The organism is [Leptolyngbya] sp. PCC 7376 (genome assembly GCF_000316605.1).
In the GTDB taxonomy this organism is placed as follows: Bacteria; Cyanobacteriota; Cyanobacteriia; order Cyanobacteriales; family MRBY01; genus MRBY01.
The window spans coordinates 3,334,628-3,358,979 of sequence record NC_019683.1; the positions used below are offsets into that span (position 1 = coordinate 3,334,628).

The following is a 24,352-nucleotide window of genomic DNA, read 5'->3' on the forward strand; positions in this document are numbered from 1 at the left end:
GGTGTCGGACGGTTTAAGAGTTTCGATTGAGTTCCCTATAGAACGAAAGGCTTGTGAATGAGCCTGTTCGTTGAGTTTTACGCCCGCATTACGCCGTTAAATAACGAGTATCACACTCTAAAAATGGTAGCAATTCATACAAAGAAGTCAACCAGACGTATCTAAAACTACAAAAAGCAAAGAACTGCAACTTTCCTTAAAATATTGCTCTTCTTTACAGTTTCACTAGAAAAATTCCGCTCAATGGCATGATAATGATGGCTTTTGGGGAAATTTCGCCTCAGCCATTTTCAGCACAAGAAAACCATAAGAATATATACCTAGAACAGCAGCAAAATCTTGCCTGTAACACTGCCTTCGCAGTTAAATAAGTGGAGACAGATTTATTATGCTATTGCTGTACCGAGGAAAAACATGAATAAAATTCTGGGGATCGACCCACTTAAAAAATTTATTTTTGGCGTTGCTGCATTCGTTATGCTGTTTTGGCAGCTAAACACCACCGTAGCGAACGCAACTGAACTGCGTGAAGCTGACCGTACTGTAAGCCTCAGTGAAACTGAGACTGTTGTCCTCAGTGACCAGCAGGTTGCGAAGGGCGAACGGGTTTTCATCGACACCTGTAGTAAGTGCCACAACAGTGGTCGTACAAAGAGTAACCCTAACGTTAATTTGAGTTCTGATGACCTAGAGGGTGCTGATCCTCGTCGCGACAATATCCTTGCGATGGTGGATTACCTCAAGGAACCTACTTCCTACGATGGTGAGTACGATCTTCTCCAACTCCACCCCAACACTACCCGTGCTGATATCTGGAACTCCATGAGAAATTACAACGAAGAAGATCTTCAGAATGTTGCTGGTTATGTTCTTGTGCAAGCACAGGTTCGTGGCGAAGCTTGGGGCGGCGGTAAGACCGTTAACTAATCTTTCATTCTATTTTTGAAATCTCTTTATAAAATTTTCAAAGCATTTTTAAGGGCAACCAACTTTGGTTGTCTTTTTTATTGGCAATGGATAATAAGGCGGTTAATGCTAAGCGCTCTATTTGTTTTTCTTTTTGTTCTTATCTTCCCAGCGCCACAGAAAAATCATCAGTCCTACGACCCCTGCTTGAATGCCAAAGTTTGGGATGGCATTAGCGAGGTCTCGCCCTGCCAAAATTTGGCCGATAAAGACTAAGCCACCCACAGATCCAGAAATGCCAAAGCAGACATAAACGAATTGTCTGAGGGTGCGGTAGGGATTTTTGGCTTCGGTGCGGAGGCGTTCGAGTTTTTCGGGACTGAATTTTTGAGACATGGTTTTGAATGTTTTAAAGGTGAGTTTAATAATAAAAAATAAAAAAGCAGCAATAAAAATCCCCCATTCTAAGGTTTTTAGAATGAGGGAAAGAGGCGATCGCCAACCTTAGCGAATGAAATTCTGGAAAAATGCGAGGTTAACTGTATCGCGGACAATCAGGAAGACACCAAGACCGAGTAAGAGCACTAAGCCTGTTTGCATGATGTTTTCCTGGAGGCGCATTGGTAATGGCTTACCTCGTAGGCCTTCGACTAAAAGGAAGGCGAGTTGGCCACCATCAAGGGCTGGTAGAGGCAGGATATTGATGATAGCGAGGTTAATGCTAATCAGAGAGCCGAATTGGAACAGGTTGCTGAGGTCGTCCTTTGCCAGGTCAGCACCAACGGCAACAATCGCCACTGGGCCAGCTACTTGTTGAGCTGTTTCTTGGAAGTTTAAGAGGAGCTGTCCAAATCCTTGAACGGTTAAGCCGACTAAACGCTGAAATTCGCGAGACCCAGCTTGGAGAGCGGCAATGGGGTTATCTGCACGGCGACGAATGATTTCACCATTGGGAGCAAGCATAACGCCAATTTTTCCTTCACCATTGTTGTCAGCATCGGGAATGACATCAATGGAGAGAGTTTCATCGCCGCGTAAAACCTCAAGGGTGAGGACTTCGCCAGGGGCATCCTGAATGAAATCTCGCAATTCGTCTAGGGCTCCCTCTCCAGTGGACAGTTCGGTTTGATTGACGGCTAGGACAACATCTTCACCCTGCATCCCTGCTTTGGCGGCAGGAGAAGCCATTTCAGTGAGGACTTGGGGAATGCGGACACCAGGTTGGTAATTGATGTCTTGGAAACCAACGGTGCCAGCCTGGGTGACAAGTAAGAAATAGGCGAAAATCAAGTTTGCGATTACGCCCGCACTGATCACGATCGCCCGGTCAAAGATGGGACGGTTCCGCAATAGATCGGGATCTTCGGGAGGAATATCGCTCTCTGGATCGTCATCGGGAAAGCCAACATAACCGCCTAGGGGAAACGCGCGGATGGCATATTCGGTTTCTTTGCCTTGGTATTTCAGTAAGATTGGGCCAAAGCCGATAGAGAAACGGTTGACATGAATATTCTGGAGTCTAGCTGCTGAGAAATGTCCCAGTTCATGGATCACGATGAGGAGTGCTAAAACTGCGATCGCCGCCAATACGGACATAATGCTTCTTTCTTCTGTCTAACTAAAAGTCTTTGTATCTTGATTATTGTAGGCGATCGCCAAAACTGAGGTGGCAAAACGATAAAGCTTCACCCTGAGGACGACAGGCAAAATCAAAAGAGAATGTTAAGATCGGCGGCAATTCAATGCCAAAAGTCTTTTCATAATGCTCCGGTGCGGGCGGGTAATATTTACCATGTTGCAATGTCTGAAGTCATCCGTGAGTCTAGGGTTGTTCGTTGGTTTATCGATGCTCACGGTGGGCTGTAGCCTCGAAAAAGAGAGTGTCGCTCAACCGTCTCGCCCCGGCCAAGGTCAAGGTCAGGCAGAAAAACCGCCTTTAGTGGATGTGGCGATCGCCGCCGTGGATACAAATGCCGCAACGAGTTATACGGGCACAACGTTGCCGCTGAAAACAATTACAGTGCGGTCGCGTTTAGAAGGGCAATTATTAGCGCTGAATGGTGAAGTGGGTGATCGCATTGGTCAAGGTGCTTTGTTAGCGGTAATTGAACCAGATTTGTTGCAGACGGAAGTGAATGAAGCTGCGGCTGAGTTGGCTGCCCGACAATTCGAAGTGAAAGAATCTGAGTCGGAACTGGCGGAAATTAATGCCCAAATAGCGGAAAATCAAGCGGCTCTTAAACAGGCACAGGCTGATGCAAAACGGTTTCAAGATTTAGCAGATACGGGGGCGATCGCCGAGCAACAGGCAGAGGTTGCCCAAACCGCTGAAGAAACCGCCGCGCAAGTTTTGAAATCGAGTCAGGCGCAGTTGGCTACTCAAAGCCAGGCGATCGCCGCTGCCGAGAAACGGGTTAAAGCCCAACAAGCGATCATGGCGCAGACCCAGGAACGCCTCACTTATACCCAAATCTTTTCACCGCAATCGGGAGTGATTTTCGCAAAGAATGCCGAGACTGGCGATATTTTGCAGTCAGGGCAAGAGCTATTGGAAATTGGGGATTTGAGCGCAATTAAAGTAGAAATCCAAATTTCGGATCGTGACCTCAGCGAATTCAAATTGGGTAAGCTTGTTTCGGTGCAGTTGGATGCTTTTCCCGATGAAATCTTTCCGGGAGAAGTGACCAAAATTTCGCCGATCGCCGATGCAGAAGCGCGTTTGATCCCAGTAGAAATTACGATTCCAAATCCCGCCGGGAAAATTGCGGCAGGGTTGTTGGCGCGAGTCAGTAAACAAAATGTTTTGGCGCAAACGGTCACCATTCCGGTAAGTGCATTGGAGGTTGGGCAGACCAATGGTGATGTGATTTTTGTGCCAGTGATAACTGGTGAGACAACAAAAGTGCAAACCCGTCCGGTACGTCTCGGCAAAATCGAAAATGGTCAGGTGGAAATTTTGTCTGGGTTAGCGCCCAACGAAAAATATATTCTCAAAGGCGATCGCCCCCTCGAAACTGGCGAAACGGTTACATTGAGCCTCCTATCGGAACCCTAAATTATGGCGACTCCTCAGAAAACGAGCCTGACGACCCTCGCCATTCGGCGGCATATCGGTACTTTGATGTTGGCGATCGCCTTGATTGTGGTGGGGGTCTACTCGCTATTTCAGATGCCAGTGGATTTGTTGCCAGCGATTAGTTATCCGCGCATTGGGGTGCGGGCTGATGCGCCAGGTGTTGTGCCAGAAGTCTTGGTTAATGAGGTGACGAGACCGCTGGAAGAAGCCCTCGCCGCGACGGAAGGGGTAACGCAAATTTTTTCCCAAACCCGTGAGGGGCGGATCAGTATCGACATGTTTTTTGATGCTGGTGCCGATGTCGATCAATCGTTAAATGATGCCACTGCCACCCTCAATCGCGCCCGTAGCTCTCTCCCAGAAAGCGTCGATCAACCCCGGTTATTTCGGTTCGATCCGTCTCAACTGCCAATCTATGAAATGGCGTTAACATCCAGTGTGTTGCAACCGGTTGATCTGCGGGTGTTTGCCGATGAGGAGCTGGCGCGGGAATTGATTCGAGTGCCTGGGGTCGCCAATGTGGATGTGTCCGGCGGTGTCGAGGAAGAGGTTCAAGTGAATCTCGATCTGAAACGGCTACAGGCCTTGGGACTGAATATCTCAGATGTGTTGCAGGCGTTGGGCGATCGCAATCAAGATACGTCTGGTGGATTATTGCGGGGCGGCGACACAGAAGTTTTGACGCGGGTGATGGGTCAGTTTCAGGATGCCGATGAAATTCGGAATTTGCCGATACAAGTTGGTTCAAATGAAAATCCCCAAACCATTAAATTGCAAGATGTTGCCGATATCAATGATGGTATTGCCGAGCAACGTTTAACGGTCACGCTGAATGGTCAACCGGCGGTAAAGATGACCGTGCAAAAGCAGCCGGACGCGAATACTATTCGGGTGATTGATGGGGTGAAGGCAAAGTTAGAGGAATTGCAGCAGTCGGGTGTGCTTTCTGATGATTTGGAGATGACTGCGACGCTGGATGAATCGAAGTTTATTCGTAGCTCCATCCGTAATGTGGCGATCGCCGGATTAACTGGGGCAACTCTCGCGGCGATCGCCGTGCTGTTGTTCTTGGGTTCACTGCGCCAAACCTTGATTATTGTGCTGGCAATTCCTCTGGCGACATTGACTGCGATTAGCTTGATGCGGGTGTTTAATCTTTCACTGAATGTTTTTAGTCTTGGGGGATTGGCCTTGGGGGTAGGTATTGTTGTCGATAACTCGATTGTGATGCTCGAAAATATTGCGAAGGGTGTGCAAGGTCAGTCGGGTGCTCGCGGCAAATTACGGCGAACAGTGGAAAGTAGCAGCCAATCTTTGGAATCAGCTCTACTTGCCTCCACCACTACAAATCTCGTTTCAGTCTTGCCATTTTTGCTAGTTGGCGGATTTCTTGCGCTGATTTTTAGTGAGTTGATTCTCACCATCAGTTTTGCGGTGGCGGCTTCTCTGGCGATCGCCCTGACCATTGTGCCCAGTCTCTCTGCTCGGCTCCTGACACGAAACACCACTAGCTCTCTGCAAAGTACATTGCCCATTCGTCTGTTTGCGTCAGGATTAGCCGCGGTAACGGAACGCTATAAAAAGATTTTGAGTTGGGTTTTAGACCGTCGAATTTTTGTGCTCATTGCGGCGATCGCCATCTTTGGGGGCAGTAGTTTTTGGATGGTGGGGCAATTACCGCAGGAAATTTTGCCGAGAATTAATACTGGTTTGGCCGGGTTATTTGTTCGTTTTCCGGTGGGCACAACTGTGGAAGAAAATCGCACAGTGATGGCGGCAGTTGATGAGGTGTTGTTGGCGCAACCGGAAACGGAATATGTGTTTACGACTTCGGGTGGTGCGCTATTTAGCAATATCACGGTTAATAATGCTTTGCGGGGGTCGAGCACTATTACGCTCAAGCCGGGAACGGATGTCGATAGTTATGTCTCGCGGGTCAATGGTGAGCTGCGGAAAAATGTGCGGGCGATCGGGACTTCGATTTTTATGCGACCGGGAACGGTGCGAGGTTTATTTTTTGGCAATGCGCTCACCCGTGATGATATTGACCTCGTGTTGCAAGGTCCTGATACCAAATCTCTAGATCGTGCTGGTGAAATTCTGTTGGCTGCTTTGGAAGAAAAAGCGACATCGGCGACCTATGAACCGGATGCGACTCCTCCGCAACCGGAAGTGCAAATTCAACCTGATTGGCAACGGGCAACGGCTCTTGGTTTAACGGCGACTGAAATTGGCGATACGATTCAAACCGCTCTCGATGGATCTGTGCAGACGCAACTACAACGGGGCGATCGCCTGATCGATATACGGGTTCAGCTCAAACCCCAAACCATTCAGCAAGCATCACAATTACGAACAATCCCGCTGTTTACAGATAGTCAGAAATTAGTGAATCTCGGTGATTTGGCGACTGTACAAACGGGTGATGCGCCGGGAGAAATTCAGCGAATTAATCAACGCCAAATTTTATTGATTGAAGGCAGTCTCACCGAGGGCGCAACTCTGAGTGAGGCGCTAACAGAACTCGATGAAATTTATGCGGAATTAGACTTGCCGGAAGGGGTTTCGCGACGACCGAGTGCTGCCGGAGAAACCAATCAACAGATCCAAACAGCTCTCAAGGTATTGGGCATAATGGCCGCATTTTTGGTGTTTGTCGTGATGGCGGTGCAATACAATTCGTTGATCGATCCGCTGGTGATTATGTTGACGGTACCCATGGCTTTGGCGGGCGGAATTTTTGGATTGTTTATGACGGAGACGGCTATCGGTGCAATGGTAATTGTCGGAGCAGTTTTGCTCATCGGTATCGTCGTGAATAACGCGATTATTTTGGTGGAGCTGGCTAACCAAATTCGGCAGGGCGATCACCTGAGTTATCGAGCGGCAATGTTAGAGGCTGCTCCCCAACGACTCCGCCCGATTTTAATGACCACCATCACAACGGTATTGGGTCTATTTCCCTTGGCCTTGGGCATCGGTGAAGGCTCAGAATTTTTGCAACCCTTGGGCATCGTTGTCTTTTCGGGATTATCGTTCGCGACGGTGCTAACGCTGTTTATTATTCCCTGTTTTTATACGCTGCTCCATGACCTAAGTGGCCCCCGCAAAGGTAAACCCCGTCGGGCGATCGCCAAATCAAAGGATGTCCCGATGAAGGTTTAGAAGAGATCGTGTTGTCGGTTGAACTGAGATCTTTACAATGATGGTGAAAGAGTTTTGGGATAGCTGATGACGCAAGGAAAAGAGATCTGGGTGGTAACGGCTGAGTCTACGGAAGCGCAAGAAGTTTCTGGCGCAAGGAGTGGTCGTGATGGAGGCAATCCATGGCATCAGAAAGCAGCGCAAACCGTTGCGTCAGGTGTCAAAGTTAGTGCGGATACGTTGCAGAAAAACATGTCTGAGTTTCTCGGGCTGGTCGGTAATCTCTTTCATCAAGCGGAAAATACGACTGGTATGAAATTAGATGAGGTGGAGCTATCGGTAGAGGTGACAGGTGATGGCGAAGTGAAGCTCGTTGGTTCTGGGATTGGCGTCGAAGCAAAAGGGGCAATTACTTTGAAATTTAAGCGGGATTCGAAACCTGTAGAGGATCCCCCCCAACCCCCCTTGGAAAAGGAGGGAGTTTCTCCGTAAGGCCAATATTAATTTTGCCTCCCTTTATAAGGGAGGTGCCGAAGGCGGAGGGATCTTTAGTGGGAGTCGCAATTCAGGGATGATCCCCCCAGCCCCCCTTAGAAAAAGAGGGAGTGACCGCAAGATTTGTTTTATGTTTGAAGGAAGAGATTAAGAGTTAACGATGGCGGATTGGGCATTAGTAATCGGCATAAATCAATATCAAAATTTGCAGTCGCTTCAATATGCGGTCAATGATGCTGAGCTGATGCGTAACTATTTCACTCGGGCTGGGTTTGAGCGGGTTTTTTATTTCACGGATAATTCGCCGGAGATTTCCTCACCGAATGGGGGCTACGTTTCGACTGTGCCGACAACAGGCAATCTCTTTTCGTTTCTGCATGATTTTTTTGAGCAGCCAGCCCTAAATGATGGGGATAATTTTTGGTTCTTTTTTAGTGGGCATGGCATTCGGGATGAGGGCAAGGATTATTTGATGCCCTGTGATGGCAATCCTCGGCTTCTAGAGAAAACCGCAATCTCAACGCAATACATTACTGAGCGGCTCCGAAATTGTGGTGCGGATAATGTGATTTTGTTTCTCGATGCTTGTCGGAATGAAGGGGCAAAAGCAGGGATTGGGATTGGGGCAGGGAAATATCAAGGGGTGATCACGATTGCATCCTGTAGTCCGAAGGAAAAATCTTACGAGATTGAGCAGTTAGGGCATGGCTCGTTTACCTATGCGCTAGAGGAGGCGTTGCGGATCCAGGGGGAAAATAATTGTGCGACTGTGGAGCGGCTAGAGCGTCGGCTAAAAACTCGGGTGCGGGAAATCAATCGGTTTCATCAGAAGCCTGATCAGTCACCCTATACGGTTGTGGAGCCTGCGTCGAAATATCATTTGATCTTGCTGCCAGATCAGGCGAATCAGACGGATATTGATTTGCTGAAGCTGGATGCTTTTCGGGCAAGTCGTCAGAAGGATTGGCGGCTTGCAAGGCAGCTTTGGCGACGGGTAAATATTGCTGCGAGAGGCAGTGACCATGATGCTGAGGAAGGTTTAGCCGAGGCAATTTTCCGACTGCGAAATATGTCCACTCCCACGGCACCGAAAGCTCAGGCAAAGGAAATATCGGGAAATAAAGGGAAGGTTGAGCCGCGACGACTGGAAGTGTTTAAGCCGAAGACTGATGAACTCCCAAAATCTTTTGTGGAGGATCTGGGGAATGGGGTAAAGCTGGAAATGGTACTCATCCCAAAAGGAAGTTTTTTGATGGGCAGTCCAAGAGGAGAAGGTCGTGGAAATGAACATCCACAACATCGAGTGGAGATTACGCAAGAATTTTATATTGGGAAATATCAGATCACTCAGGGACAATGGCAGACGGTAATGGGGAAGAATCCATCCGGATTTCAGAAGGGTGATAATTACCCAGTAGAGCAAGTTTCGTGGGATGACTGCCAAAATTTTCTTGAGAAGCTAAATCAAAAAACAGGTAAAAAATATCGACTACCCAGTGAAGCTGAATGGGAGTATGCTTGCCGAGCTGGGACAAAGACCAAATATTACTTTGGGGATAATGCTGAGCAACTAAAAACCTATGCTTGGTTTAGGGGAAATGCTGGTCAAACAACCCATCCAGTTGGCGAAAAGCAGCCGAATGACTGGGGTCTCTATGATATGCACGGAAATATATGGGAGTGGTGTGAAGACAGTTGGGAAGATAACTATCAAGATAAAAGAACTCAAAAACCTCTGGTAAATTCTAGTGATAGAAAAGTTCGGCGCGGCGGCGCTTGGTCTAGCTATCCAGAGATTTGTCGTTCGGCGGCTCGTTTCAACCCTTCCCGCGGCGCTCGCCACTTCGATATCGGTTTCCGTGTTGTTGTCACCCCCCAGTGATTTTGCCCTCTGCCCTCTTGCCCTTTGCCCTCGCGCGATTTTTGTAGTGTGTATGTAGTCTTGATGTTTGTCGGATGATTTATGTTTCGTGCCGATAGCCTGTTCGATCTCGCCGTTAGGCGATCAGTTTTGCCATTCAGATCCCCGACTTCTGTGGCTAGAGTAAAAGTCTCACTACCACGCAGTAAAAGAAGTCGGGGATCTTGAAACCCCAGGATATTCCCAGAAGGATTTGTGATAAACCGTAATGGGAAAGGGGTAAATATTTAGATTTTTGAACGGAGAGAGAGGGATTCGAACCCTCGGAGCCGCTTACGCAACTCAACACATTAGCAATGTGTCGCTTTCGACCACTCAGCCATCTCTCCAAGCGCGTCGCTAAACGATTCTAGCAGAAGAATAAAAAAAAGGCTAACCTAAAATCAAGATTTTTTTTGTGGCGAAACTATGGGTCTTTTTAATGATGTTGGTCGCTTTTTTGAAACACGTTTAGAGGAGTTTCTGGCAAGTCATCCCCACCTAGAATTGCAGGCGATCGCCGAGCAGTTGGAAGAGCAGGAACGGGGAGCGTTGCGGCTAAATCGAGAGCTGTCGTCGCAGTTGGAGCAGATCGAACAAAAATTGACCCAGATCGCGAAAGATATCCAGCATTGGCACGAGCGAGTGCAGCAGGCCGAAAAAGGGGGACGAAAAGATCTCGCCGCCGCTGCGAAACAACGGGAAGCTGCGTTATTACGGGAGGGTAATCAGCTCTGGGGCAAAATGCAGGGTACTAAAAAGCGCATCGAACAATCAAAAACTCTCCTCATCCAGTTACAAACGAAGCGGAAGGAAGTGAAAGCAAAAATGGATGAGCTGAAAACGGCTCAAGATGTTCAGGATGACTACACGACGAGCTGGCAAAGTACCACAGGCGATCGCCCCTCTAGCAGCGGTAGTGACCCATTAGAAAAACAATTCCAGCAATGGGAAATGGATGAGCAGATCCGGCAGATGAAACAGAAAATGGGTCAGTAGGATTTTTTGCGATGGACGATTGGCAGTTGATGGTCTAAAAAAATTAGTCGGCGATCGCCTCTTTGAGGGTCATTCTCATCAAAATATCGTGGGTGCTTTCGATGCGATCGCCATCGGTGGGTTGCCGTTGTAGATACCGCCCATCCGGCTGCAATTCCCATGCCAAACGATTATCCGACAGCATAATCCCGAGAATCTCATTGAGATCGCCGATAAGCTTTGGATCTTCGATGGGGGTAACCGCTTCTACCCGACGACTCAGATTTCGAGTCATCCAGTCTGCGCTGCCGATATACATTTCCTCCTTGCCAGCATTCTGGAAATAGAAAATCCGCGAATGCTCAAGGAATCGACCAATCACACTCATCACCCGAATATTTTCGCTTAATCCCTCCACGCCCGGACGCAGACAGCAAATACCCCGCACAATTAGATCGATTTTTACGCCAGCTTGGGACGCTCGGTATAGCGCTTTAATCATCCCCAAATCCACAAGGGAATTCATTTTGGCGACGACCCGCCCAGAGCCGTAGGTTTTGACGTGCTCCATTTCCCGTTCCAGCATCTCCACAAGACGTTTGCGTAGAGTCACTGGCGCAATCAAGAGTTTACGATAAGAATTTTGGCGCGAATAACCCGTCAGAAAATTAAACAGATCCGTTAAATCAGCACCTAGATCTTCGCGGCAACTGAGCAAACCAAGGTCGGTATACAAACCCGCCGTTTTGGGATTGTAATTACCTGTGCCGATGTGCACATAGCGACGAATTTTTTTCTTCTCTTCCCGCACTACCAGCACAACTTTGGTGTGGGTTTTTAGTCCTGCCAAACCATAAACTACATGGATGCCTTTGCGCTCAAGGGTTCGTGCCCAGTTGATATTATTTTCTTCATCGAAGCGTGCTTTTAGCTCCACCAGCACTGCTACCTGAATGCCATTCCGCACCGCATCGATTAGAGCCTGAATGATTGGAGAATCACCTGATGTTCGGTAAAGGGTCATCTTAATCGCGAGGACTTTCGGGTCGCGAGAGGCTTGTTCAATAAAGGCTTGTACCGTCGAAGAAAAAGAATGATAGGGGTGATGCAACAGGCGATCGCTCTGACGGATAAGCGAAAACATATTCGGTCGATAGCCCTCGGAGGGAATGGTGCCAGAAGGAGAGAGCCATTCCGGGATGACAGGTTTCCATTTTTTATCCTTTAGCTTATTCATCGGTAACCCGAGAAAGGAGAATAAGCTATTGAGACCGATTAAACTTTCCACTTCATAGACATCGGTTTCCTCTAGCTCTAGCTCTCGCATTAGCATTTGACGCACATCTTCCGGCATCGAATGGTGAATTTCGAGACGCGCTGCCGAACCACTAAACCGTCGTTTGTGTAATTGCTCCTCAATGGCAATCATTAAATCATCGGCTTCGTCTTCCTCTACTGAAAGAGAGGCATTACGGGTGACCCGAAAGGAATAGCACTCTTGGATATCCATCGCGGGAAAGAGGCTGTCGAGGTTATGGGAAATAACCTGTTCGAGCGGCACACCGACCCATTTGGCGGTGTCTTGATCGGGGTGATAACAAAGCTCTGGAGGTAAAGCGATAAAACGTGGGACATTCTTCGGGACTTTAACGCGGGCAAAGCGTTCTTGTTGATCTTGATCGGATTCTCTAATGACGACGGCAAGATTTAGGCTCAGGTTTGAGATGTGAGGGAAAGGATGGCTCGGATCAACGGCGAGGGGTGTGAGCACCGGAAAAATGGATTCTTCGTAAACGTTGTGGAGATAGTTGCGTTGTTCGCGGTTGAGGTCGAGATAGTCAACGAGGAAAATTCCCTTATCGGCGAGGCTGGGCTTTAGGGTATGTTGAAAATGTTGGTCTTGAATCTGAACTAATTCTTTGAGACGGGCATAAATGTCTTCGAGTTGTTCGGATGGCGATCGCCCATCAAAGGAAATTTTTGAGACGCCAGCCTCTACTTGTTGCTTCAGACCGGCAACCCGCACCATAAAAAATTCGTCGAGATTATCACTAAAGATGGCGAGAAATTTTAGCCTTTCGAGGAGGGGATTTCGCTCATCTAAGCCTTCACTGAGGACGCGATAGTTAAATTCAAGCCAGCTTAATTCACGATTAAAGTAATACTGTGGATTATCGAGGTCGTTTTTCTGTTCGCTTGTGGCTTGTATCGTAGACATAATTGCGTAATCGTAGACGACGGGAGAACCAGTTCTTAGTCATTGTAAGCATAGACACCCCTATGACCAATCGTTATCAACAACTTTTGCCTGCTCTTATGATGGCCTTAATCTGCGCGCCAATCGGGGCGATCGCCGCACCGGAGGTTTCGCCTTTGGCAAATCCTTCCACTGACCCCCTCGTACCGAAGGTTGTTGCTGAGGAAGAGCGCGATTTGAGTCCCCTTGAAGCGGGTCGGATTCGCCGCAAAATTGAAGATTTACGCTTGTCTGGTTTAGTGCAGTGGCAAGATGAGCAACCAGAATTGGCATTTGCAGATTGGTTTCGTTTGTTGCGGTTGTCGCAGGTATTGCCAGACCGCCATGCAGAAATTGAACATCTCGGAGAGATTGGGGCGATCGCCTGGGAAAATAATCGCGTTGAAGATGCGCGGGTGATAACGCGACGGTTAGATGACATCCAAGAGCAGGATTTTCCAGAGGATGAAACATTATTAATTCCCCTCGCCGAAGCCTACCAATTGTTGCGGGATTCTGGCCCGGCGATCGCCTTGTATCGCACCCATGTCGAAACCCTTGATGAACCTTATAAAGCTGAGATTTGGCGATTAATTGCTCAGCTTGCAGCAGATTGGTTTGACTATGAAGAAGCTCTCGCAGCCTATGATGAAATTGAAGCGTTAAATGCTCTAACAATTGGCGATCGCGAACGGTTTTCTGATCTCTACGAAACAATTAATTTGCCTACTGAAGCATTACGGGTACAGCGTCAATTGCCCCAGCTTTATCTACAGGATCTGAACTATCAGGCGATCGCCGCTATTTTTCTAAAAATCGCGAAAAATTACCATCGCACTGCGGCTTATGAGGATGCGATTACTTTCAATGAAAATGCCTTTGCCCTGGCTTGGGAATTAAAGTATCTTGATATGGCGGAAACTGCTTTAGATCAGCTCGGAAAAGTGTACCTTTCTCAGGATAATGTGCCCTTTGCGATGCAGGTTTATGAGCAACTGTTGATCGTGCAGAATGAAAGCTATAACCGCTACGGCATGATGGATACCTATGCCCTCCTCGGTGAACTCTATGAACAATCGGAGCTTTATCCCAGTGCCCTTGTTTCATGGCAACAGGGACTGGCGATCGCCAAAGAACTGAATCACAACATCGATTTATTTACCACTGCTATCGAATCATTCCCTCCCCATGAAAGCGTTACTGAATAAAATTTCTGTCGTTGACCGCTACATTGTTGGTGAACTGAGTCTCGCTTTCGCATTTGGGTTGGGCTTATTTTCGGCGTTGGGTATTGCAGTGGGGAGTGTCTTTGATCTCATTGCCCAAGTAAGGGAATCGCAACTATTGTTCGGTGTTGCCCTTAAAGTGATGGCTCTCAAAATGCCTGAGTTTATCGGGTTTGCTTTGCCGATGGCAGTACTGTTGGCGACGTTGATTGTGTATAGTCGCTTGTCCAGTGACAGTGAAATTATTGCGTTTCGAAGCCTGGGAATTAGTGTTTATCGATTGGTGTTGCCTGCTTTGTTATTTAGTGCGATCGCCACGGGCATTACCTTTGTCTTTAAAGATCAAGTGATTCCTGTCGCTAATTATCAAGCCACTGCAACCCTCGAAAACGCCTTTCAACAACGACAATTTCCGTTCCGAGACGAAAAAATTATTTACCCCGAATATGGCGAAGATGGTGTCCTCAAACGGCTGTTTTATGCAGCGGAATTTGATGGCGAAACCATGCAAAATCTCACCATTATTGACCGCTCTAATGGCAGCATTAATCAAATTGTGACGGCGGAATCGGCTGGTTGGGATTTACCGCGTAACCAGTGGAATTTTCGGGATGGCATTATTTATTTCATCGATGCAGATGGTTCCTATCGCAATGTATTGCGGTTTAGTCGCCACCAAATCCAGCTCGGTTCTGACCTTGTCGATGAAAAAGAAGAGTATCCCAAGCATGAGGATATGAGCATTTGGCAGCTGAAAAATTATATGCAAGAGCTGGCAGCCGACCCAGAGCGAGATGAGGCTTGGTACCGAAAATTACGGGTGCGTATCCAAGAAAAAATCTCCTTTCCGTTTATCTGTTTAGCGTTAGGTGTTGTTGGTGCAGCGATTGGGTTACGCCCACAGAGCACAGGCAAAGCAACGGGGTTTGGATTATGTGTTGTCTTGATTTTTGGCTACTATTTCCTTGCTTTTATGATTAGCTCGGTAGGCGTCGCAGGTTATCTGCATCCTGTTTTGGCGGCATGGTTACCGAATCTCGTAGTGATGGCGATCGCTGGAGGTTTAGTGGTTCAGAGTGCAAAGTAGAAGAGAAGATATGCTTCTCCAACTCTGATTTTTAGATCTCTACATTACTCGTCGCATGGTTGATTTAAGTAAATTCAATACAGAGGCAATGGTGCAGTTTAGTTTGGCCTTGCGTCAGATGTCTGAACCGTCTGAGTCAATGGAAGCTGTTGCCCAACGAGTTGTTAATTATTTGTATGAAGAATTACGCACTCCAACAGGAGAACCTGCTTGTTCCCTAGTCCGATTTTTTAAAACTCATTTGTATGGAGAACTAGAGCCAGAATTACAACGATTAATGTTGTCGAAATTTGGACAGCAAAAAGCAAATGATGAGTTGATTTGTTTAACGCTATTGGCCACTCAAGGTGAAGAGCAACAATGGCGCGATCGCCGCTCCTCTGCTGGACACCAAGTTATTCCATTATTTAGCGCAGAAGCAATCGAAAAAATCCCAATGATTTCCGAGATGATTGCTCAGCTTGGCCTTACACCCCATGAGCTAATCGGTACCAAAACATCCTCTTATTTAGAGAAACTAGACCAGAAAACCTATAACGTTTTTCATATTGGGCAAGCTCGGGGCAGTGAGTTTATTCCTCGCCAAACTGATTTTGTAATTCCATACGATATCCAGTCGGTGATTGCCTTTGGCGGTATGTTACCTAACGGTGAACTGTTTACTGTAATTTTATTTTCTAAGGTTTATATCTCTGAGGCGATCGCCCGACTTTTTGACCCCTTAGCCCTCAGCGTTAAACTTTCGATTTTACCTTTTGGTTATAACGCTGTTTTCTCGTCCCAGAGCAGCTCAGTTGAGCTCCCCATTGAATATTCTAAGCAAGCTCTAAAGTCCGAAGTAAATACCCTTCGACAACTTCTTTGTGTTTCTGAAAATACAGCCCTGCGCCAAAGCCATTATCTAGAGAAAAGTATTCAAGATCTGATCATTGCTAAGCAAGCGGCGGAAGCTGCAAGTATTGCAAAAAGTGCGTTTCTATCTACAATGAGTCACGAAATCCGGACACCAATGAATGCCGTGATTGGTTTAACGGATTTGCTACTGGACACATCCCTGAGTTCACAACAAGAAGAGTTTGTTGAAATCATCCGTAACAGCGGTAATACGTTGATGGATATTATTAATGACATTCTTGATTTTTCTAAAATTGATGCTGGAAAAATAGAAATAGAAAGCACTGTATTCAATCTTCGAGAATGTTTTGAAAGAACCATTGATCTCTTTGTTCATACTGCTCAAGAAAAAAAGATTGAACTGATTTTTGATTGGCGCGCAGACACTGCTGAATCTATTCGAGGAGATGTCACTAGGATTCGTCAAATTTTGATCAATCTCCTGAGTAATGCATTTAAATTTACGACAACAGGTGAAATTGTGTTGTCTGTTTCTCTGCTAAATACAAAGGACACAGCGGAAACACAATTATTATTTTCAGTTCAAGACACAGGTGTTGGGATTCCCCCAGAGCGAAAAGATCGTCTTTTTAAAGCATTCAGTCAAGTTGATAGTTCTACAACTCGTAAATATGGTGGCACTGGCTTAGGTTTAGCAATTTCTCAACGTTTAGCAGGATTAATGGGAGGTTCTATTTGGGTCGAGAGTGAAATCGGTTATGGGTCTACTTTTTTCTGTCAAATCACAGCCCCTTTAGTGTCACAAAAGGCCTCTCCGCCATCTATTTCCTTGCAAGGAAAACAAGTTTTAATTGTGGATGATAGCCAAACTCTAGGCGAAGTATTAACAGAGCAATTAGTCGGATGGGGTGCAGAGGCGATCGCTACCCAGGATCCACAGCAAGCCATTCATTTTCTACAAGATCAGCGGCATTTTGATTTAGTGATTATCGATAGGCAAATGCCAGATTTAGATGGTATTTGTCTAGCGATTGAGCTGCGCCAATTTCCTATCGCTCAAAATATTCCTTTTATCTTGCTAAGTAGCCAAAAGCTTTCTGAGTCTAAAATGCTTAAGCAAGCCAGTTTTGACGCTGTTTTAAATAAGCCTATAAAGCCAAATATTTTCATTGATCACTTACATCGAATTTTCGATAATTCAATAGATGATACTGCCAAAATTCCAGTAAATACAGAAAATAAAAATCCTATAGATTCTGAACTCTCAACCTTAAAAATTCTCATTGCAGAAGACAATATTGTTAATCAGAAGGTTGCAGTTCTAACTTTGCAGAAGCTGGGATATAAGGCTGACATTGCTAATAATGGCAAAGAAGTCATTGAAGTTATTAACGAGCAAAATTATGATCTGATTCTGATGGATGTCCAAATGCCTGAACTTGATGGTCTTCAAACAACAGAATGGATTCGTCAAAAATATAAAGGTATTCAGCCTAAAATTATTGCAATTACGGCAAATGCCGAAGCCCGTAGTATTCAAGAATGTCTTAATGTTGGCATGGATAGTTTCTTGACTAAACCGATCCGTTGTGAAGATATCAAAGATGCACTGAATAAAATAAAAGAACAGTTATAAGTGGCTTTTTGAGACCAAAACATATTGATACTCAGTTGACAATTTTTAGGCGAAAAGAAGCTAGTATTTTGATCCGCTAAATTGCTAAATCATAACGAATACAAGCACTCTGCAAAATTTGGATTTATAATGTGGACTGAATACAACAATAAAGATAAAAATGATCCACAAGTGGCTATGCTATCGCCATTAAGTTTTGGATCAGGAATAGGGTAGGTTAGGTTGCAATTAGATTTAAAAGAAATTTTTCCGTTTCAGTTAGATGATTTTCAGCAGCAGGCGATCGCCGCCCTCGACGCCGATAAATCCGTTGTAGTCTGTGCGCCAACTGGATCCGGGAAAACCGTAATCGGAGAATATTCTATCCACCGGGCGATCGCCCAAGGTAAGCGCGTTTTTTATACCACGCCACTCAAAGCCTTATCAAATCAGAAACTCCGGGACTTTAGTGAGACCTTTGGCAAAGACCAAGTGGGTCTAATTACAGGCGATACCATCATTAATGCCCAAGCCACCATTGTGGTGATGACCACCGAAATTTTTCGGAATATGCTCTATGAAACTCCCATTGGGGAAGTGGGCACCTCATTGGTTAATGTCTCGACAGTGATTCTCGACGAATGTCACTACATCAGTAATCGTGGTCGCGGCACAGTCTGGGAAGAATCCATTATTTACTGTCCATCGGAAGTTCAAATTGTTGCCCTCTCTGCAACCATCGGTAACCCCGAAATCTTCACTGCATGGATCAATCGCACGCGCCTCGCGGCCCATGAGGATCATCCTGAAAGTGAAGCGCATCGTTGTCAGCTTGTGGACTCTGACCATCGCCCTGTACCCCTGAAATTTTTCTTTAGCAGCAAAAAAGGACTATTTCCGCTGTTCGACAGTAAGGGCAACAAAATGAATCCAAAGTTGCGATCGCGCAACAATGCCCCTCAAGGTAAAAGACGGAAACGTCGTCGGGAAGATTGTCCAAGCTTATTTGCGATTGTTCGGCAACTTCGCCAACAGGATTTATTACCCGCGATTTACATCATTTTTAGTCGGCGCGGGTGCGATCGCTCTGTAACCCAGCTCGATGATGTCAACCTTGTAACCCCAGAGGAAGCGAAACTCCTTGCCGCAACTCTGTTGCATTTTTTCCTTGATCGCCAAGAAAAATTACAGGAAAAAATTCTGGCGCAATGTGCAGAATTACCAGAACTCAAAGCCCTATTGCTGGACTTTATCGCTAAAAATCCTTTCTCTACAGAAAAACTCGTTGATTATCTCGACGCTAACCTAGAGCTGCGCCAACAACTTTGGGAATTTTTTGCCAAAGAATCAAAGTTTGCGCGACCCGGACAGATTGAACCACTTCTTCGAGGGTTGGCTGCTCACCATGCTGGGATTTTGCCAGCGTGGAAAGAATTGGTCGAAAAACTCTTTGAAATGGGTTTAGTGAAGCTCGTTTTTGCGACGGCGACTTTAGCGGCGGGAATTAATATGCCTGCCCGGACAACTGTAATTTCGGCTCTTTCAAAGCGTAGCGATGAAGGCCACCGGATGTTGACACCTTCAGAATTTTTGCAGATGGCGGGGCGTGCCGGACGACGGGGTATGGATAAAGTCGGTCATGTTGTCACCATAGAAACGCCTTTTGAAGGGTCGAAGGAAGCGGCTCGCCTTGCCCTCGCTGAAGCTGAACCCTTGCGGAGTTGGTTTACACCGTCCTATGGGATGGTGCTCAATCTTTTGCAAAAACATACTCTCGAAGAATCGAAAGAGCTTCTCTCCAGGAGTTTTGCGGAATATCAAGTCCAAGAAAAGCTTAGCCCCGAACAGGAGGCGATCGCCGAATTAACAACAGAGATTGCCCGCATAGATATTGGGCTAGCGAGTATTTCTGATAAAGACTTTGACCGTTATAGCAAACTCAAAGAACGCCTGAAGGAAGAAGAACGGTTACTGCGGATTTTGCGCGACCAAGCCGAAGACGAAACGAAAAAAATCTTAGCTCCTATTCTCGAAACTCTTCCCCTCGGCTCCATCCTGCATTTGAAAGGTAAAAACCTTCGCGTTAAAGAGCCGGTCACAGCGGTTCTTGTGGAAGTTTTTGAGGAAAAAGATCGACCAACTTTACTCTGTCTCGGTGCGGATAAGCGTTGGTATCAAGTTATTTATACCGATGTTGCAGCCCTTAATGAAGGACTCTATCCGACAGAAAAGTTAGAACAAATTCCGTTGCCTGTCGATGAGACGCTTAAGCTAGGGAAGAATGGCAAGATTGATAAAGAGGCTTATCCTCTTGTTAAACTGATCGCAGAATATACCGCTGAACTGATTGAAGCACCCGAAGTTGCAGCTCAACGTCAACGGATGGAAGCGATTCAGGCTAAGTTTGCAGCCTCACCCCTCAGCAAACTCGATAAGCCTGGCAAATTATTAAAACGCCATCAACGCCGAAAAGAATTACTAAAGGAATTAAATCGTCGCCAAACCCTTTATCGTCAGCACTCCAGCAAGCGATCTTACTATTGGCAGGATTTTCTGAATTTGATTCAGGTGCTTCAAGATTTTAATGCGTTGAACCAATATAAGCCGACAGTGCTTGGACGGGCAGCAGCAACAATTCGAGGCGAAAACGAATTGTGGTTGGCATTATGCTTGATGTCTGGGCAGTTAAATAAATTGTCTCCAGAACATTTGGCAGCGGCCATTTGCGCGATTATTAGTGAGCCGCCTCGCCCAGACAGTTGGACTGATTATTCCCAACCAAAACCTGTGTTGGAAGTACTCGGCATTCGGAAAAAGGATCAAGGCCATAATCCAGTCAGTCTTTGGGAATTGCGTCGCCAACTGTATCAAGTGCAAAAGCATAGCGGTGTGACTATGCCAGTTTGGCTCGAAAGTAAGTTTGTCGGTCTGATTGAGCAATGGGCATTAGGCACAGATTGGACAGAACTCTGTGAAAATACGAGCCTTGACGAGGGCGATATTGTCCGGATGTTGCGGCGTACGGTGGATGTGCTCTGGCAAATTCCGCAAATTCCCGAGATTGATCCTGATCTGATGAGAACAGCGAAAGAGGCTGTTGCAAAAATGAAGCGTTTCCCCGTTTAATTGTTCTCAATCTCGATCCTGCGGCGATCGACCCACGACCATTTTTTGTTGTAAATCTTATAGTGACTAGAGTGATATGGGAGCAAGCTGAGACGTTAGGATAATGGCAGATTTTCGGAAGAATTCGGCCTGAATAAGTTGACGGATGGAGTGCAGCAGTAGATGACGGATGTAATTGGGATTGATCTTGGTGGCACAGGTATCAAAGCAGGCCGCTTTCATATGGATGGGTCTTGTATCGAAGAGCGACAGGTTGCCACTCCCCAACCCAGTACTCCAAGAGCCGTGGCAGAGGCGATCGCCGAAATTGCAAATGAACTCAATGCAGATAAACAATGTCGGGCAATGGGCATCGGTATTCCAGGGCCAGTAGATGGCACAGCTCGTATTGCACGGGTGGCGATTAATCTCAGTGGTTGGCATGATGTGCCCTTAGCCGACTGGATTGAGGAAAAAACTAATTTATCTGTGACCCTCAATAACGACGCAAATTGTGCCGGGTTAGGCGAAGCTTGGCTTGGAGCAGGTCGTAATCACCAAAATCTTATATTGATTACTCTCGGCACTGGTGTTGGTGGCGCGATTATTATCAATGGCAAACTCTTCACCGGACATTATGGTGCGGCGGGTGAACTGGGTTTAATCACGCTCAATCCTGATGGCCCTCCCTGCAATAGTGGTAACAATGGTTCATTTGAGCAATATTGTTCGATTAATGGTGTGAAACGTCTATCGGGTCATGACCCCGCTGAACTTGGACGCCTTGCAGCAAAAGGAGATCAGGAGGCGATCGCCCATTGGGAGCAATATGGTGCGTTATTGGGTGCTGGCCTAACCAGTTTGATTTATATTTTTACGCCAGAAATGGTGATTTTGGGTGGTGGTATCAGCGCCAGTAGCGATTTCTTTTTACCTGCCACCAGAGCCGAAATAAAAAAACGTGTCCTTGCTTCATCTCGCGTTGATCTTCAGCTTGTTAAGGCAGAACTCGGTAACCGTGCTGGCATGGTTGGAGCCGCAAAATTAGCCTTACAAAAGCTCTGAAATTTAGTGACTCCTGGCATCAAAAGTCTCTCTTTTTGCCCTAGTAATCACTCAAGGTGTTTACTAATAGCTGACCGTTGAACACGAAAGTCCTCTCATGTCCCAAACCGTTGTTGTCAAAATTGGCACATCCAGCCTGACCGATCCAGAAACAGGGATGCTTGCCCTTGCAACCATTGGCACATTAGTCGAAACACTTACCCGACTAAAACAGACGGGACACAATGTTATTTTGGTGTCGTCCGGAGCCGTGGGTGTGGGATGTAGTCGACTAAAGCTTGCAGAACGCCCAAAGAAAATTGCCGTTAAACAAGCTGTTGCCGCCGTAGGTCAAGGTCGTTTAATTCGGCTTTATGATGATCTGTTTAGCAGTCTGCAACAGGCGATCGCCCAGGTCTTGCTCACTAGAAAAGATCTTGTTGATCGTACCTCTTATTTAACTGTACAAGAAGCCCTGAATGCGATGCTGGATTTGGGCGTAATTCCGATTGTCAACGAAAATGATACTGTCGCCGTTGATGAATTGAAATTTGGCGATAACGATACTCTGTCTGCTCTCGTTGCGAGCTTGGTAAATGCCGATTGGCTAATTATTTTGACCGATGTGGATCGCCTTTATTCCGCTGACCCACGCCATAACCCTGATGCTAAACCTATCCCTTTAGTTAGCCCTACCGAACTCTCTGAACTGCAAGTTGATGCGGGCTCTAGCGGTTCCCAATGGGGCACAGGGGGGATGCAAACAAAACTCACTGCCGCCAAAATTGCCACTAATGCTGGAGTTCGCACTGTCATTACCCAGGGCAAAACTCCACAAAATCTAATTAAACTCATTCAAGGCGCAGAGATTGGCACTCATTTTGAAGCGAACCCTCAAACCGACAATTCCCGTAAACGTTGGATTGCCTATGGTCTTGTCCCCCAAGGCAAACTCTATTTAGATGACGGTGCAGTTAACGCATTGTTAAAAAAAGGAAAATCTCTCCTAGCCGCAGGCATCACTAAAATAGAAGGGGATTTCTCAACCAATGATGGCGTTGAACTTTGCACTAAAAATGGACAGGCGATCGCCCGAGGATTGGTCAATTACGATAGCGGGGCGATCGCCAAAATCAAAGGCAAACATTCCAACCAAATCACCGAAACTCTGGGATACGCGGGCGCTGATACGATTATTCATCGCGATAACCTCGCCTTTCTCCTCGGATCACCAAGCAATGTGGGAAAATAAATAAGTATCGCTTGTTACTATAATTTGCCTGTTTAATGACCCTCAAAACCGACCTGCTTGAAACCATTGCCGGGAAAAACAGAGGACTCCTCACCACCGAAGTTGATCGCGCGAATATCCTCACCGTCATTGATCGTCTCGAAGATCAGAACCCTACATCCAAGCCCCTAGAAACACCTCAGCTTCTCGAAGGGGACTGGCGGCTCGTCTACACCACCAGCAAAGGAATTTTGGGTATTAACCGTTTTCCGCTAATGCAACTCGGGCAAGTCTACCAATGCATTCGCCCAGAGCAAAACAAGATTTACAATATCGCTGAACTCGAAGGCATACCGTTTCTCGAAGGATTAATCCTTGTTGAAGCAACACTCGAAAAAGTCTCCGACAAACGAGTCAATGTCTTTTTCCATCGTTTTCTGATCGGTTCGCAACGGCTCATGGGCTATCGTTTCCCGAAGGGCTTGGTTGAGCGCCTCATTTCAGGACAAAAATTCATGCCCATCGACTTTGGTATCAATAGCAAAGACAATAATGGCTGGCTAGAAATCACTTATCTGGACGAAGATCTGCGCATTGGCAGAGGTAATGAAGGTAGTGTCTTCGTACTGAGCAAAGAAAAATATTAAAAGCTTTGTGGCATGTTGTGTACAAAAACTAAAAGACCCGGAGTCCACGCCTATCCCAAGCATCCCGTATTGCTGCTACCTTCCGGTCCTGACAAGGTTTGGGCGTTGTGATCGCATGAATCCGAGCCGAATAAGACTATAACACAAATTTTGATTTCGTAAACGGACTTGCCGGCGATCGCCATGAGGGCTTCTCTCTCCAAAAATTAAAACGAACCCTGACCTAGTTCTCTACATCGCAAACAGTATTTAATATTTTCTCAGAACCTCTCATCAATCAAAAACGAAGAAAGATATTAGTTTTACTTATCTCTTCAACTCTTCTCTTCTGCCTTGGCGGTCAAAAAACACGGGAAAAAACCTGAATTCAAAGTCCATAATCTGATCATCACAAATAGTTCTTTTTTGAATGACATTGTTATAAACAGACACAAATGATGGTGAAACAACTGTAATCTCGTCGTGAATTTCGTTGGAACGTTAAAATGTTCCAGATTTTGGTCAAATACTTAAGTATGAGAACTTAATTAGCCTGTTTATCCTTCGTACAAACAATCTCGACTAAAGATTTTCTCCAATGCTGTAGACCACAGTATCTATAGCTATTGCAAGAAACAAAATCCAGTGCTAAATTTCCAGAAGCTATGACTAAAACTAGGGGCAAAGTGTAATTCGTGTTCACGTCGGTTGAGAGACGTTATAACGAATTTCTCGAAGTAGAGCTGATTTTGTAATACTTCAATGCCCTAGTCTCTAGCTCAAACTCCTTCAATAACCCCTTGCCTAAGTTGCCGTCATGAAGCCCCA

The 24,352-nt window shown here is 46.3% G+C and carries 17 protein-coding genes, 1 tRNA gene and 1 other RNA gene; 13 read left to right on the forward strand and 6 right to left on the reverse strand.

Annotated features, from left to right (window positions below):
* Nucleotides 1-414: 414 nt before the first annotated feature.
* A complete protein-coding gene (psbV, locus tag LEPTO7376_RS15005; protein ID WP_015135013.1) occupies nt 415-927 on the forward strand; it encodes a photosystem II cytochrome c-550 in 513 nt (170 codons plus the stop codon).
* 117 nt (nt 928-1,044) lie between these two features.
* Here psbV and LEPTO7376_RS15010 read toward each other — a convergent pair whose 3' ends face one another.
* The 3 genes from LEPTO7376_RS15010 to LEPTO7376_RS26500 all read right to left on the reverse strand — a co-directional run bounded on the left by LEPTO7376_RS15010 (nt 1,045) and on the right by LEPTO7376_RS26500 (nt 2,707).
* Nucleotides 1,045-1,302, reverse strand: a complete 258-nt coding sequence (locus LEPTO7376_RS15010; RefSeq protein ID WP_015135014.1) for a DUF3493 domain-containing protein — start codon at nt 1,300-1,302, stop codon at nt 1,045-1,047.
* A gap of 108 nt (nt 1,303-1,410) precedes the next feature.
* Nucleotides 1,411-2,502 (reverse strand): RIP metalloprotease RseP, encoded by a 1,092-nt coding sequence (gene rseP / locus LEPTO7376_RS15015; RefSeq protein ID WP_015135015.1) that lies wholly within the window; start codon nt 2,500-2,502, stop codon nt 1,411-1,413.
* 43 nt (nt 2,503-2,545) lie between these two features.
* Nucleotides 2,546-2,707, reverse strand: a complete 162-nt coding sequence (locus tag LEPTO7376_RS26500) for a hypothetical protein (protein WP_160148471.1) — start codon at nt 2,705-2,707, stop codon at nt 2,546-2,548.
* A 15-nt stretch (nt 2,708-2,722) separates the two neighbouring features.
* Between LEPTO7376_RS26500 and LEPTO7376_RS15020 the strand changes: the two genes are divergently transcribed.
* The 4 genes from LEPTO7376_RS15020 (at nt 2,723) to LEPTO7376_RS15035 (ending at nt 9,503) form a co-directional block, all read left to right on the forward strand.
* Complete coding sequence (locus LEPTO7376_RS15020; RefSeq protein ID WP_160148472.1) at nt 2,723-3,961, forward strand: efflux RND transporter periplasmic adaptor subunit; 1,239 nt, start codon at nt 2,723-2,725, stop codon at nt 3,959-3,961.
* A gap of 3 nt (nt 3,962-3,964) precedes the next feature.
* Nucleotides 3,965-7,147, forward strand: a complete 3,183-nt coding sequence (locus tag LEPTO7376_RS15025) for an efflux RND transporter permease subunit (RefSeq protein WP_015135017.1) — start codon at nt 3,965-3,967, stop codon at nt 7,145-7,147.
* Nucleotides 7,148-7,213: 66 nt separating this feature from the next.
* Nucleotides 7,214-7,618, forward strand: coding sequence for a hypothetical protein (locus LEPTO7376_RS15030; protein ID WP_015135018.1), 405 nt, complete (start codon nt 7,214-7,216; stop codon nt 7,616-7,618).
* A 163-nt stretch (nt 7,619-7,781) separates the two neighbouring features.
* On the forward strand, nt 7,782-9,503 hold the full coding sequence (locus tag LEPTO7376_RS15035) for an SUMF1/EgtB/PvdO family nonheme iron enzyme (RefSeq protein ID WP_015135019.1): 1,722 nt from the start codon (nt 7,782-7,784) through the stop codon (nt 9,501-9,503).
* Nucleotides 9,504-9,782: 279 nt separating this feature from the next.
* Here the strand turns inward: LEPTO7376_RS15035 and LEPTO7376_RS15040 are convergent.
* Nucleotides 9,783-9,871: transfer RNA gene (locus tag LEPTO7376_RS15040), tRNA-Ser, on the reverse strand.
* Nucleotides 9,872-9,950: 79 nt separating this feature from the next.
* Between LEPTO7376_RS15040 and LEPTO7376_RS15045 the strand changes: the two genes are divergently transcribed.
* Nucleotides 9,951-10,520: a TIGR04376 family protein gene (locus LEPTO7376_RS15045; protein WP_015135020.1), complete on the forward strand. Its 570-nt coding sequence runs from the start codon at nt 9,951-9,953 to the stop codon at nt 10,518-10,520.
* Between the two features lie 43 nt (nt 10,521-10,563).
* Here LEPTO7376_RS15045 and ppk1 read toward each other — a convergent pair whose 3' ends face one another.
* Complete coding sequence (gene ppk1 / locus LEPTO7376_RS15050; protein ID WP_015135021.1) at nt 10,564-12,717, reverse strand: polyphosphate kinase 1; 2,154 nt, start codon at nt 12,715-12,717, stop codon at nt 10,564-10,566.
* Between the two features lie 62 nt (nt 12,718-12,779).
* On the opposite strand from ppk1, the gene LEPTO7376_RS15055 reads away from it, so the two are divergent.
* The 7 genes from LEPTO7376_RS15055 to LEPTO7376_RS15085 all read left to right on the forward strand — a co-directional run bounded on the left by LEPTO7376_RS15055 (nt 12,780) and on the right by LEPTO7376_RS15085 (nt 23,545).
* Nucleotides 12,780-13,943 carry a lipopolysaccharide assembly protein LapB gene (locus tag LEPTO7376_RS15055; protein WP_015135022.1) on the forward strand — a complete coding sequence of 388 codons (1,164 nt, stop codon included), beginning with the start codon at nt 12,780-12,782 and terminating at the stop codon, nt 13,941-13,943.
* The gene (locus LEPTO7376_RS15060; RefSeq protein ID WP_015135023.1) at nt 13,924-15,048 is read left to right on the forward strand and encodes an LptF/LptG family permease; all 1,125 of its coding nucleotides are present in this window, start codon (nt 13,924-13,926) and stop codon (nt 15,046-15,048) included. Before LEPTO7376_RS15055 ends, LEPTO7376_RS15060 begins: the two co-directional genes overlap by 20 nt.
* A 118-nt stretch (nt 15,049-15,166) precedes the next feature.
* The gene (locus LEPTO7376_RS15065) at nt 15,167-17,539 is read left to right on the forward strand and encodes a response regulator (protein WP_160148473.1); all 2,373 of its coding nucleotides are present in this window, start codon (nt 15,167-15,169) and stop codon (nt 17,537-17,539) included.
* 222 nt (nt 17,540-17,761) lie between these two features.
* On the forward strand, nt 17,762-20,644 hold the full coding sequence (locus tag LEPTO7376_RS15070) for an RNA helicase (RefSeq protein ID WP_015135025.1): 2,883 nt from the start codon (nt 17,762-17,764) through the stop codon (nt 20,642-20,644).
* Between the two features lie 162 nt (nt 20,645-20,806).
* Complete coding sequence (locus LEPTO7376_RS15075; RefSeq protein ID WP_015135026.1) at nt 20,807-21,688, forward strand: ROK family protein; 882 nt, start codon at nt 20,807-20,809, stop codon at nt 21,686-21,688.
* Between the two features lie 97 nt (nt 21,689-21,785).
* Complete coding sequence (gene proB, locus LEPTO7376_RS15080) at nt 21,786-22,919, forward strand: glutamate 5-kinase (protein WP_015135027.1); 1,134 nt, start codon at nt 21,786-21,788, stop codon at nt 22,917-22,919.
* Nucleotides 22,920-22,954: 35 nt separating this feature from the next.
* Nucleotides 22,955-23,545 (forward strand): PAP/fibrillin family protein, encoded by a 591-nt coding sequence (locus tag LEPTO7376_RS15085; protein WP_015135028.1) that lies wholly within the window; start codon nt 22,955-22,957, stop codon nt 23,543-23,545.
* A gap of 31 nt (nt 23,546-23,576) precedes the next feature.
* Here the strand turns inward: LEPTO7376_RS15085 and ffs are convergent.
* Nucleotides 23,577-23,673: signal recognition particle sRNA small type (gene ffs, locus LEPTO7376_RS23080), an RNA gene on the reverse strand.
* Between the last annotated feature and the right edge of the window lie 679 nt (nt 23,674-24,352).